Below are 13,295 nucleotides of genomic sequence, written 5' to 3'. Positions count from 1 at the left end.
AAAATTATATAGGAGAATTATTATGAAATTAAATAAACTATTAACTTTTAGAGAATTATATAATAATAAAAATATTGCTGAATTAGAAGAACTATCGCAAAACATTAGAGATTTTTTAATTAATTTTGTTAATTTAAATAACGGTCATATTGGAAGTAATTTAGGTGTTGTTGAATTAACAATTGCAATTTTTGCACAATTTGATTTAAAAAATACTATTCTTTTATTTGATACAGGCCACCAATCTCATGTATATAAATTATTAGTTAATGGAATTAAAAAATTTAAATCATTAAAAAAATATAATGGTTTAAGTAATTTTCAAGAAATAAATGAATCAAATTTTGATTGAATTAGTACAGGGCATAGTTCAACTTCACTTGGATATGCATTTGGATATGCTTTAGCAAATAATATGAAAAATATAGTTTCAATAATTGGAGATGCTGCATTTTTAACAGGCTATGTTCATTCAGGGTTATTAAATTTAAATAATGTTAATAAAAAAACAATTACAATTCTAAATGATAATAGAGAAGCAATTGGAGAAAATGCTTTATTTCTAAAAGATTCAAAAAAATATATTGAATCATTAGGTTTTGAGTACTTTCTTTGTGAAAATGGTCATGATTTTAAAAAGCTATTTTTTGCTATTAAAATTGCTAAAAAAGCAAAAAAGCATATTGTAATTCATTGTTTAACACAAAAAGCACTTGGTTATAACGGAGAAAGATCTCTTGTTTTTAATCATTCAATTGAAAATAATATTGAAAATTCATATTCAAAACTAATTGCAGAGTATATTGAAACAAAATTTTCAAAGAATGATTTTTTAGTATGTCCTGCAATGTTAAATTCATCCAATTTTAATAATTTAAAACAAAAATTTAAAAATAATGTAATCGATGTTGGAATTAATGAGGAATTTGCTATTTTAACAGCTTGTGCTATTGCAAATTCAAAAAAGAAAGTTTTTATTTCAATATATTCAACATTTTTACAAAGAATTTTTGATCAATTAGTACATGATGTTTTTAGAAATAATCTACCAATGACTTTTTTAATTGATAGGGGAGGTTTAAACTATGGTGGGGGAATCAGTCATCATGGTATTTTTGATATATCTCTTATAAATAACTTCAAAAAAGCTATAATTGCTCAACCTTATAGTTATAGTGATTTAAAAAGACTAATTGATTTGGCATATTTTACAAATGATAAACAATTTTTTATACGTTATGAAAATGAAAAAACTATAATGAATGATAATAAAAATGAATTTGAAATTGGAGAATGAGAAGAATTAAAATATAATATAAATAATAAAGTTACATTAATTAGTTATGGTTCAATTCTTGAAGATTTTTTAAATTATTTTCAAGAAAATAATTTAAAAATAAACTTAATTAATGCTAGATTTATTAATCCAATAGATAAGACTATGCTTGAAAAACATAAAGAAAATAAGCTTTTTGTCTATGAACAAGTGATTGACAAAAATAATTTATTTACTAATATTAAAGAGTATTTATATAATAAAAATGATATTTTTAGTTTTTCTTTTTCTGAAACAAATATTCATCATGGTGATAAAAAAAATATATTAAAAGCATTAAAAATGGATATTGAAAGTATTGTAAATCAAATAGAATATGAGGAATAGAATGAGAAGGATATATGATCAAAATTATTTTTTAAATAAACTCTTGAAAGATAGAAAAATTAATAATTTAATTTCAAACCAGTCTAGAAAAGATAATTTATCATTTTTTGAAAATTTGCAAGAAATTAGAAGAGTTTTACATATTAAAGATCAAACGGATAAAAGAATTTTAGATGAATTTGATGAATTAATTATTATTCCAACAGGGACTGAAGAAACTTTAATAAGAGAACTACATATTTTTAATAAAGAGATGTATAACGATTTTCCAGATTTTTATACATTGGATTTTGAAAATATAAAAAAAGATAAATATAATAAAAAAATATCAACACCTAAAAATATATTAAATTTATCTAATCCTTATATTCAAGATTACTCAAGTGATTTAGAAAGAACTACAGATTTATGAGAAAAAACAGCACTTGACCCACTTAATGATATTACAATTAGAGATTTAGAAGAAAATTTAACAAATGAATATTTTGGGGAAGACAAAAGTTTAGTTTCAAAATTACTAGAAAAAGATGAAATAGAACCTTATTTAACAAATCAAAAAGAAATAATTGTTAATGATGAAGAAGAAAAAGAAGTTATTATTTCAAATATAAAAAACATTTTAAATTCAGGTCATTATAAAAAATTAAATTTGAAAAAACCAATTACAATATCATGTGCAAGATATATGAAAAAATTAGAAGCATTGAAAACAGGTTTTGAAAAAACTTATGGTTCTGAATTATTTAAAAAAATAAAAAATTGAATTCAAGAAGAAAATGCTTTATATAGTAATATCGATAGAATAAATAAAATTGAAGCTTTAAAAAAGAAAAAATCAAAATTATAAAATAAATTGGTAGAAAGGAAAAAAAATATGAAGCAAAGACTTGATCAAATAATATTAGATTTAAATTTAGTAGAAAATAGAAATAAAGCTAGAGGTTTTATAATTGATGGTAAAGTTCTCGTTAATGATGAAAAAATTACTAAACCAGGAACATTATTTAATCAAGAAAAAATTAAAATAAAATTGTTGGCACAGGGAAAAGAATTTGTAAGTCGTGCTGGAAAAAAATTATACAAAGCAATTGAAGAATGAAAAATTAATTTACAAAATAAAACTTGTTTAGATATAGGAAGTTCTACTGGTGGATTTACCGATTGTTGTTTACAATATGGTGCAAGTTTTGTTTTTGCAGTTGATGTTGGCACGAATCAATTAGATTGAAAACTTAGAAATAATTCAAAAGTTAAATCACTGGAAAAAACAAATTTTAGAAATGTTACAATAAATTTTTTTGAAAAAGAAATTGATTTTTTTTGTTGCGATGTGAGTTTTATATCGGTAGAAAAAATATTAATTCCTTTAAAAAATATTATAAGAGAAAATATTGTTGGTATTATTTTAATAAAACCACAGTTTGAATCTGATAAAGAAGATGTTAAAAAAGGAAAAATAAATTCAAAAGAAGCACATATGAAATCTATTACTAGAGTTTTAAATTATTGTAACAAAAATAATTTTTCAATAATAGATATTATTTGATCTCCTATACTTGGAAATAAGAAAAAAAATATTGAATACTTGTGTTATATTAAAAAAACTAAAAAAATTGAAAATAAATTTAATATCAATAATATTTCAAACTTAATTAATACTTGTTGAGACTTTTTTGAAAACAATTATGAATAGTAAAAGAATTATATTTTTATTAGATATGGATTCATTTTTTGCAAGTTGTCATATTGCAGAAGATCAAAGTTTAATAAATAAAAATTTAGTTGTATCTTCTCCAAATAAAAGAGGAATTGTTACAACAGCTAATTATAATGCAAGAAAGTTTGGAATAAAAGCAGGAACACCTGTTTTTAAGGCAAAAGAGTTGTGTAAGGATTTATACATTGTTAATTCTGATTTTAAATTATATATAAAGTATTCAGAAATGGTTTTTGAAATAATATATAAATATTTTACAAAAAACTTTGAAGTTGCATCAATTGATGAATGTTATATTGATGTTACAAATATTTGAAAAAAATATGGAAGTGTTAAAAAAACTGCTCAAACAATTATTAATAAAATATTTAAACTAACTAAATTAACATGTTCAATTGGAATTAGTACAAATAAATTTTTAGCTAAAATGGCAGTTGAATTTAATAAACCAAATGGAATTTCATTTTTATTAGAAGAAGAAATTGAAGAAAAACTTTGACCACTTGAGGTTAGAAAAATGTTTATGGTTGGTCCTTCGACAGAAAAAAAATTTAATGAATTTAATATTTTTACAATAAAAGATTTAGCTTTTTTTGATGTAAATAGAATTTCAAAATTTTTTGGAAAAAGAGGTTTGGTATTATGATATTGGGCAAATGGAAAAGGTGAAAATAAAATTTCACGTGATGCAAGTGAATTTAAAAGTATTGGTAACGAATTAACTTTAAACTTTACAACAACAGATTCTGATGAAATTGAAGAAATGATTTATGAATTAAGTTTAAAAGTTTCTAACAGAGCTAAGCAAAGATATTTACAAGGTTCAACAGTTTCAATTGTTTTAAAATTTTTAGAAGATAACTCATTTGAAATTTATAATGAACAAAAAAGAAAAAAACATATTACAAAGCAAGAATCAATTTCAAAACCAACAAATAATGTTGAAAAGATTTATTCTATTGCAAAAGAATGTTTTTATGAACTATGAGAAGGAGATCCTATTTTATTACTTGGAGTTAGATTATCAAAACTTTCTAATCAAATTGAAGAAGTGAAACAACTTTCAATAGATCAAATAAATTTAGATGAAACATTAAATTTTAATGAAATAGAAAAAATAATTTACAATTTAAATTTAAAATTTGGAAAAGAAAAAATTTTTACTGGTGAAAAATTATTGAAATATATGAATAAAAATATAAGTCAATCAAAATTTTTAAAGAATGATGACGTACATATTTCGAATAATCAAATAATAGATAAATGAAGTAAGAAAAAATAGGAGGATTTACATAAATGGAATACAGAATTGATGATTTAATACTTGAATTACATTCAATACACAATCAACTAAATAAAATTCTTTTTGATAATTCTCTTCAACCAATCAAAATAAATATTGAAACAAGCATAAGAAAAAATAGATTAACTTTGGGTCACTTTTCTACTTCAAAAGATTGAAGTGATAAAAGAAATCAAATAACTATTTGAACATTAGCTTTAAATGGAGATTATTTAAAAATAATTGGTGTATTACTTCATGAAATGATTCATCAATTTAATTTTGAAAATAATTTAAAAGATACTGAGAATAATCAAAGACATAACAAAAATTTTAGAAATACAGCAATAAATATTGCAAAATTAAAAATTAAATCTCGAGATGTAAGATTAGGTTTTGCATATACAGAACTTAGTGAAGAATTAATTTGATTAATAAATAATAGAATTGACTTTAATATAAATGTATTTAAAAAATTAATTCATAAAGATGCTATTGAACATACACCAAAAGGATATAATAAATCTAAAAAATATATATGTAAAGGGTGTAACACAATTATTAACAATACAAGAGAAAAAGAATTGAATATAAAATGTTTGGATTGTAATTTAAATTTCAAAATTTTTAATTAGTGTATATTGTAATATACACTAATTAAAAAAATAAAGTCAAATCTATTTTTATTTATTAAAATGTTAAAATTATATTATCAATATATGGAGGTTATATGAGTAGTTTTGCACCAAAGTTTTGCCCCACTCACTTAAAAATACATGTGTGTGAATTACAAAATGTTTTTAATAAAAATAAGGAAATTGAAGAAGATATTGGTGCTAAGGTAAGAAGATTACACGGTACACAAACCGAAGAAGAATTAAAAGTTGAAGATAAAAAAAGAGAGCATTTACCTGGTACACTTGGAGATATTTTAGAAAAAGCTAAGCAAAGAATTCAAGAACAAAAAAACATTGTGGGAATAGACAATGTTAATGAAGAAATAGGACAAGTTGTTATTGAATCTGAAATAGGTGATAGGATGGCTGCTTTAAGAGCAAAAATGTCAGGAGACTCCCCCCTTTCCTCTGAAGAAGAAAATTTAGTCCCCCCTATCACAAAAAAAGCTATTAAAAAGAGCTCAATCAAAAAAGAAACTAATTCTAAAAATTTATCTACTAATTTAGTTAAAAAAAATGCAAATGCAAAAAAAGCAACTACTACTAAAGAAAATAGAGAAAAACTTTTTACAAAAGAAGAAACACAAGAATTAATTCAAGATGCTGTTAAAGAAGCTTTAATACAAGTTGGAATAATTGACGAGAAAAGTGGAAAAAAGAAAAAAGATATAAATATTAAGAAAACTTCTTCAAGTAAAGCACCCATTTCAAAAAACTTACAAACTAAGAATAATAGTCAAGTTAATAAAACAAAAAAAGAAAATAACGAAAAATAGATAATTATTATATTTATTTCATTTGCTTTTTTATTTCTTAATTTTATTTATTAAATTATCAATATCTTTATAGAATTTTTCCTTATTTGAATTATTTTCTAAAATAAAGTCAAACTTATAATTTTTTATTTTTTCCATTTGAAATTTTGAAATTGATTCAATTTCTTGATGATCTCGTTTATCCCTAAATTGAACACTTTTAATTCTTTTATTATTTTCTTTTTCTAGTAAAATAGTTTTATCAAATTTTACTTGCAATCCAGTAATTACAGCTGCTTCTACAAAAACTAATTTATAATAATTCAAATTCAGTTTGGAAATTAAATTATTAATTTCCTTTGAAATCAAAGGTCACATTTTACTTGTAAATTTCTCATTTAATTCATGATCATTAAAAACCTTATTTCTCAACAATGATCTATTTATTTCATTATTTTCAATTACTTCAGAAATTTGGTCTCTTAAAAACTCTTTTATACTTTCATCATTTAAGACTAGCTTTGAAATTTTATCTGCTTCAATTACTTTTACACCATCCATTTTATTTAAATGTTCTAGCATTGTTGATTTACCAGAACCAATCACACCACTAACTCCAATAATTATCATTAAAAACACCTTTTCTTTAAAAAAAGAATCATAATAATATGATTTTTCTTTTAATTAATTATAAATTATTTTCTCAATATAACTACTAATTATTGGTTTAATTGGTGACATTTGCTTAATTATTTCAAAACAAATTTTTCTATAACCATCAATATCATCAAATTCTCTTGCTTCGTTTAGTCTTTTAATTACATTTAAATTTTCATCAATATACTTATAATTTGTAAGTATCCTATTTTTTAAGCAAAATCCAACTTTTGCTAATAATTCTTCTTTTCTAAAAGTAATTGCAAATATTTGTTCTAATTTAATTTCAGCTTCAAATAAGTCTTTAGAAATTAACGCTTTATTATATTCTTTTATTAAATTAACCAGGTCATGTTTATATTTACCAAATAAATTAATTTTTGAATTTTCCATTAATTGTTCAATTAAAGCAATAAATTTTTGATCTGTTGATGTATAATTTTCCATTTCCAATTCAATTTGATTTGTTACTTCATTTCAATCACTAATTTCATTTTTACTAAAAATATCTAACTTTTCTATTGCATTTTTATATAAAGAAGAATTTAAATTGCCTGACTCTTCAAGTAACTTTATTAATTTTTTATAATATAAAATTGCTTCTAATTTTTTATTAGAATATTTTTCTTTTACTTTCTTTATTTTAACAACTGAAGTAACAATATCATTATCTGTTTGATCTTTTATTATTTCTTTTTCCTTTTTAACTTTTGTCTTTTTGATTTTTTCCTTTTTAATTATAGGTTTTTCAATTTTAGTATATTCATGAGATAATTGTGTTCCAACTTGTGAGTCAATACTTTCTAAAACCTTTAAGTTAATTGATCACCAACTACACTCACCTAAAACTACACCAATAAATGAAAAAAATAAAAAAATTAGTTGAATAATTACAGGCATTAAAACTCACATTCACTTATTTCCAGAATCTACTTCAGCTGTAATACCCAAATTTAATTCAGAAAATAAAGAATAAGTTAATCAATAAATATTTGAAAATTGGCCTTGTAAAAGATTAGGTATTTCCAAACTTTCAGGAGAAATTACAGGAGCACCTGTAAAACTAAAAACTCAAGTAGAACCAACTAGAAACGGTGAGGCAGATAAATATGCAATTAATAATATAAAAGATAATAAAATAAGTCATATTCAAGCAAAAATCATTGTCAATTGATAACTTCTAATTGGTTTAACAATTCTTGCAACACCATTTTTTGTCTTTGAATTATAACCAACTAAATGAATAATAAATCTAGATGAAAATAAAATTATTCCAATTAATCCAAATGCAAAAGGAAGTCAAATAATTAAAATAGTACTTGTCATAATAACAAAATTACCATTTAAATTAACTAAAAAAATCAGAAAAAAAGATTTATATCCTTGAGTTTGATCTTCTTTATTTAAAAATAAATTATTTATATTATTAATATTTTCGTCGTTAATGGCTGGTGAAATAAATAATAAAATACCAAATAAAAAAGAAATTAAAGAAAAAATTAATAAAAATCACAACATAAATTTTGCTTTTTTATTTTTTGATAATAATTTTATTTTATCCATGTATATTTCCTCAGAATTATAATTATTATACACTATTTTATTAACTTTTAAAACAGCAAAATTAACAGTTCATTTACGAAATAAAAAAATTTTAAATAAAAAAGTAACTTTTTTATTTAAAATTTTCCTTTATTAATCTAACTAAAATTTTATTTTGATTCTTCAATATCATTTTTAATTTTAGTTTTTCCTTTTAAAAGTTCATTTTTAACAACTCAAAAAGTTGTTCCAATAGTCGAAATTGAAAAAATTGATAAAAATGAAAAAACTACTAATGATAATCTTTTATCACTTTTTCACATAATAGCTGATGTAATAATTAATATTGCTGAAATTAAAATTATTATATTAATTGCAATAATAATATATATCGATATTTTATTTAAATCAACATTTTCTCTAAAATTTAAAAATAAAATTAAAATTCCTATTGCAGCACCAATTCATGAAAATACAATTATAATTACAGGTCAAATATTTATTTGATTTCCTGGAAAACTACTTCCCCAAAATCATTCATAAATATAAAACTTACTATCTTGTAAAAGATAAAATAACATTGAAAATATAATTAGTAAGAAAAAATTTCCTACAAGAAATGCTCATGATAATTTCATAATTCTCAAATTCCTCCCTATAAAGCATATAATTAGTTTACCATAATGAATTTTGAGTGCTAATTAAAAAGTATAAAAAATTTAATATTTTAAAAACTGCTCAAAATCAGTTTTTAAATCTCTATATGTTAAACAATCATTAATTAGTTTTACTTGATTTTCTACTAATTCAAATACTGTAAATGAAAATCTTTGTTCCCCAGATAAATATATTCCGTTTTCTTCAATTTTATGTTCAGGAACTAAGCAATTTGGAATAATTTCTTTATTAATTATATTATTTGTTAAATACTTAAACATAGGTCTATATTCACCTCTTCCTGGCCCTAAATTAACTATTCCTATAGCTCATCTTGGATCAACTACGAATAAACTTAAAATATTAAATTTTGTTCTATCGTCAATAAAATTTGCAATTGTCTTATTTGTCAATAAAAAGCCACTTCTATCCAACTGATTTACTTCAAAAAATTTAAAAAAAGTATTATTAACAATATTATGAAAATAAACATCAACAAATTTATAGTTTTGATTTCTTAATGCTTCAATTGGTACAATAATTCTTTTTTGATATTCTTGATAATCAAAATTAACTGATGAATTTTCAACATATTCATATAAACTTTCAAATGTTCTTTGACTAAAAATATAGTCATACATTTCAAATAAAACATAACTTAAAACATTTAAAATTGTAACCCTTATTTTTAAATCAACTTCTTCATTCAATACATCAAAAACTCTATATTTTTGATTTACATTTTCAAATGCATATTTATATTCCCCATTAATTAGAGTAATTAAAAAATAAAAGTATTTTAAAAATAAAACTTCTTTACCAGTTAAATTTATTTCACCATTAGCTTTTTTTATTCTTTTAATAACAATTGCTCTTGCAACTTTTGCTATTTGATTAAATTGATTTAAAATCTTGTTTGAATCAAAATTATCAAAATTATCAAATAAAACTTTAATAAATGGTTCATTTTCTATTTCAATTTCCTCAATATTATCACTTGCAAAATCTATATATTTAAAAGAAAGAGTTCCATCATCATTTTCACTTAACCAATTTGTTAAAAAATCTGTTGGAAGAATTAAGTTTTTCTTAAGCTTCTTCATTTTTAAATTACCTCATCTATTCATTTTCAATCAATCATAATTGTTTACTTGCACTAATTGGGGTTGCTGTTATTATTGTATTTGTAATTATGTCAATTACAAAATAAACATCTTTTTTTGGAGTTTTAATATAAGTAAACTTTGAAGTATCAAAGCTATAAGTTGATTTTTCAATAAGTTTTATAATTTTATCTTTTAACTTAAATTCCTCTTCATCAGGCAAACTTAATCTTTGCCTTATTCTTTGAATTGAATGCGTTGAAAAACCGTATTTATGTTTATAATAATAACTCATTTCTTTACCTCTATATATATTATAGATAAAAAAATAAACTAGTTGTACTAGTTTATTTCTAAAAATATTTTTAATTATTGTTCATCTTCTTGATCGTATTTTTTTTTCTCTTGACGATTTTTTAATTCTTCATTAAAAGCATCAATTTCATCTTGAGGTTCATAAATTGATGAATCAATTTCATATTTTTGTCCTTGCATTGCAGCTGTAATCATTTTTTGATATTCTTCATTTGCAAAAGAAAGTTTTTGTCTATCAATTTTTGGATTTAGAATTAATATTAAAACAATGATAACTCCTGATGCAATTAATGAAATAAAGAATAATCATAATAAAACGCGCAATAATGTAAAGTTTAATTCTCCATCCAATAATGAAGATAGTTCTGTCAATCAAGCTTTATTTTCATTTGCTCAAGTATTTAGTGCATCGCCCTCTTTGCCCAAAATTTCGTTACCAAAATAACTTGCCAGAACACTTAATTGTATATCTGTTCCAAACAAAAACTTAAATCCATTTAGAAAAGAAAAAATCATCATAAATATAAACATTGATGGAACAACAAGTGTCATTCCTGGAATCATAAATTTTTCTTTATATATTTTTGGTGGTTGAACTATTGTATAAACTATCCATCCAATCATTAAAACCATCAAAATTAATATTATTATTCCAAAAATACCATTTGCTCCACTAGAATATATTGAATTACTTAAAGTTCATTTTATTGAAGTAAATTTTTCCAAAACAGTTTGATCAACTGAACTTAAACCATTTAGAGTATCTTTATTTATTGTAAAATAATCAAAAGTTATAAACAATGAAATAACAAAATAAAATAATGCGCTTAAAATTAAAGAAACCCCTAAACCTCATTTAAAATATTTCATATATTTTGGTTTTCCATTATATGGATAAAATCTTTGATCTTGAAGTGGATGCAATGGAAGATTACCATTTTGGGTAAAAGTATTATTAAATTGACTATTAAATCCCGGGATGGGTCCTCCCCCAATTCCAGCACCCGCTGTTTTATTACTTTTCTTATCATTTGGTTTTTCTTTTTGTTTATCAACAACCTCAGGTTCAGGAGTAACAGTTTCTCCATATTTTGCTTTTAATTCTTCTGTTATTTTTGAATTTTCCTTAACAAAGTCTTCTGTTATTTCAAAACTTTCATTGGTCAATTCATCTCTTGAAACTTGTAGGTTATTAAAACAATATGTTTGAAAAAAAACAATGTCTGATAAAATATCTTCTAAACTTTTATTATCTTGTTTTTCAAATTTAATTTTTTCTTTTAAAATATTCACTAGTGATTTTCCAAAAATTGCACTTCATTTTTTATCTTTAAATGTACATTCATGTTCTAATTCTAAAACTAATAAATTATTTATAATTTGAATTGATTGTGTTTTTAATTCAATTAAATACAAAAGATTTGTTCTTAACTTCTCATTTTTAATTAGATTAGCTAATGTTGTAATTGAATTTTGGTATATTTTGTTAGCTTCCAATTTTTTTCTTCCCTTCTGTTTTTAATCTAATTTCATTAGATTAAAAAAACATCTTTAGAAATTTAATTTCAGGAATAACTTTGCTATCATATTTTCCATTTTTAATGTTCTTTTCTAAAGAATACATCACCTTGATTTTATCATTTATCTGCTCTATATTTAATCTATTTTTTTCCAATAATTTTGTCATTCTATATGGATTTACATTTAATTTTGAAAAAATTTCATTATTTGAATAATTTAATTTTTTACATAAAAGAATATTTCTTAATAAAATAAAATTACTTGATAACAATGCTATAAATGAAAAAATATCATTATTCATTTGCTTATAAGAACTTCATTGAGTTAAAAAATTACTTATGTCATTTGAAATAAAACAATTTGCAATTTCAAATGTATCATAGCTATAATACTTTGAAACAATTTCTTCAATTAAATTATTATCAATGTATTTATTTAATGATAATAATTTATCAATTTCATTTGAAAAAATTTGCATACTTTCTGGTATTTTTTCAATGAATAAATCAACTGATTTATGATCAAAATCAATATTTGCTTTTTGCATTTTTCTTATAAAAATGTCTTTCTTTTGATTATATGTAGGCAATTCAATTTTAAATAATCTAACATTTTGTTCTGTAAGTTTTGCAATCTTTAATTTTTTTGAAAATTTTTCAGAATTTAAAGACATGATTATTTCTACTTCAGTATTTTTGATATTAAAAATCTCTTCAATATATTTAATATCAAAATCTTTATGCAATTTAATTTTACTTTCATTAACAAATCAACAATCATTAATTATTATTATTTTTTTATTTGAAAAAAATGAATATGTTTTAATTTCTTCCAGAATCTTAATTACTGAATCATCAATTAATGAGTATTCGTAAATTTCATATTGATTGTTAATATTTATTTTTTCGATTAATTTATTTACTTGTTTTTTTACTAAAAAATCATCTTTTGATTGAACAAATATCATTTAAATCACCTTTATATACTTAATTACTAAAATAAAAAATAATTTTATTTCTTACATTTATAACATTCCTTTTTTTAACTATTTACTTAAATAATATATTAAAAATATACAATATTTTTAATTTTTTTTAAAAAATAACCATTTTTACTATATACTTTATTTGTATATATAATTCTTACTTAAAGGAGGTATTAAAATGGCAAATATAAAATCACAAGAAAAACGTATTTTAACAAATGAAAAATCTAGACTTGCAAATAAAGCATTTAGAAGTAAAGTTAAAACTGCTATAAAAAAAGCACTAGTTGCAAAATCTGAGGATTTAAAAGAAAAAGATGTTTTAGTAAGTGAAGCTGTTAGTTTAATAGACAAATCAGTTACTAAAGGAATATACAAAGCAAATAAAGCAGCTAGAGAAAAATCTAGACTTATGAAATAA

At 21.6% G+C, this 13,295-nt stretch carries 14 protein-coding genes; 7 read left to right on the top strand and 7 right to left on the bottom strand.

Translation table 4 applies throughout. From position 1 onward, the window contains the following. Positions 1 to 22 precede the first annotated feature (22 nt). The 6 genes from STAIW_RS02940 (at position 23) to STAIW_RS02915 (ending at position 6,115) form a co-directional block, all read left to right on the top strand. A complete protein-coding gene (locus STAIW_RS02940) occupies positions 23 to 1,663 on the top strand; it encodes a 1-deoxy-D-xylulose-5-phosphate synthase N-terminal domain-containing protein (protein WP_020834362.1) in 1,641 nt (546 codons plus the stop codon). Between the two features lies 1 nt (position 1,664). Next, entirely contained in the window at positions 1,665 to 2,510 is an 846-nt protein-coding gene (locus tag STAIW_RS02935) for a hypothetical protein (protein ID WP_020834361.1), read from the top strand. 27 nt (positions 2,511 to 2,537) lie between these two features. Further along, positions 2,538 to 3,356 (top strand): TlyA family RNA methyltransferase, encoded by an 819-nt coding sequence (locus STAIW_RS02930; protein ID WP_020834360.1) that lies wholly within the window; start codon positions 2,538 to 2,540, stop codon positions 3,354 to 3,356. Beyond that, complete coding sequence (locus STAIW_RS02925) at positions 3,349 to 4,662, top strand: Y-family DNA polymerase (RefSeq protein ID WP_020834359.1); 1,314 nt, start codon at positions 3,349 to 3,351, stop codon at positions 4,660 to 4,662. The genes STAIW_RS02930 and STAIW_RS02925 overlap by 8 nt, the downstream gene beginning before the upstream one ends. Before the next feature lie 14 nt (positions 4,663 to 4,676). Further along, the gene (locus tag STAIW_RS02920) at positions 4,677 to 5,297 is read left to right on the top strand and encodes a SprT-like domain-containing protein (RefSeq protein WP_020834358.1); all 621 of its coding nucleotides are present in this window, start codon (positions 4,677 to 4,679) and stop codon (positions 5,295 to 5,297) included. Between the two features lie 95 nt (positions 5,298 to 5,392). Further along, positions 5,393 to 6,115, top strand: coding sequence for a hypothetical protein (locus tag STAIW_RS02915; RefSeq protein WP_020834357.1), 723 nt, complete (start codon positions 5,393 to 5,395; stop codon positions 6,113 to 6,115). Positions 6,116 to 6,145: 30 nt separating this feature from the next. On the opposite strand, the gene coaE is transcribed toward STAIW_RS02915, so the two are convergent. The 7 genes from coaE to holA form a co-directional block, all read right to left on the bottom strand. Further along, positions 6,146 to 6,724, bottom strand: coding sequence for a dephospho-CoA kinase (coaE, locus tag STAIW_RS02910; protein WP_020834356.1), 579 nt, complete (start codon positions 6,722 to 6,724; stop codon positions 6,146 to 6,148). Positions 6,725 to 6,778: 54 nt separating this feature from the next. Next, the gene (locus STAIW_RS02905) at positions 6,779 to 8,314 is read right to left on the bottom strand and encodes a hypothetical protein (RefSeq protein ID WP_020834355.1); all 1,536 of its coding nucleotides are present in this window, start codon (positions 8,312 to 8,314) and stop codon (positions 6,779 to 6,781) included. Between the two features lie 149 nt (positions 8,315 to 8,463). Next, entirely contained in the window at positions 8,464 to 8,931 is a 468-nt protein-coding gene (locus tag STAIW_RS02900; protein WP_020834354.1) for a hypothetical protein, read from the bottom strand. Positions 8,932 to 9,012: 81 nt separating this feature from the next. After that, positions 9,013 to 10,053, bottom strand: coding sequence for a hypothetical protein (locus tag STAIW_RS02895; protein WP_020834353.1), 1,041 nt, complete (start codon positions 10,051 to 10,053; stop codon positions 9,013 to 9,015). A 16-nt stretch (positions 10,054 to 10,069) separates the two neighbouring features. Next, entirely contained in the window at positions 10,070 to 10,348 is a 279-nt protein-coding gene (locus tag STAIW_RS02890) for a hypothetical protein (RefSeq protein WP_020834352.1), read from the bottom strand. Between the two features lie 74 nt (positions 10,349 to 10,422). Continuing rightward, complete coding sequence (locus tag STAIW_RS02885) at positions 10,423 to 11,865, bottom strand: hypothetical protein (RefSeq protein WP_020834351.1); 1,443 nt, start codon at positions 11,863 to 11,865, stop codon at positions 10,423 to 10,425. 40 nt (positions 11,866 to 11,905) lie between these two features. After that, complete coding sequence (gene holA / locus STAIW_RS02880) at positions 11,906 to 12,856, bottom strand: DNA polymerase III subunit delta (RefSeq protein WP_020834350.1); 951 nt, start codon at positions 12,854 to 12,856, stop codon at positions 11,906 to 11,908. Positions 12,857 to 13,052: 196 nt separating this feature from the next. Between holA and rpsT the strand changes: the two genes are divergently transcribed. Beyond that, entirely contained in the window at positions 13,053 to 13,295 is a 243-nt protein-coding gene (gene rpsT / locus STAIW_RS02875) for a 30S ribosomal protein S20 (protein ID WP_020834349.1), read from the top strand.

The organism is Spiroplasma taiwanense CT-1 (assembly GCF_000439435.1).
GTDB lineage: Bacteria > Bacillota_I > Bacilli_A > Mycoplasmatales > Mycoplasmataceae > Spiroplasma_A > Spiroplasma_A taiwanense.
The sequence above is the reverse complement of the archived record's forward strand: the minus strand, read 5'-3'. Positions and strand labels throughout refer to the sequence as shown.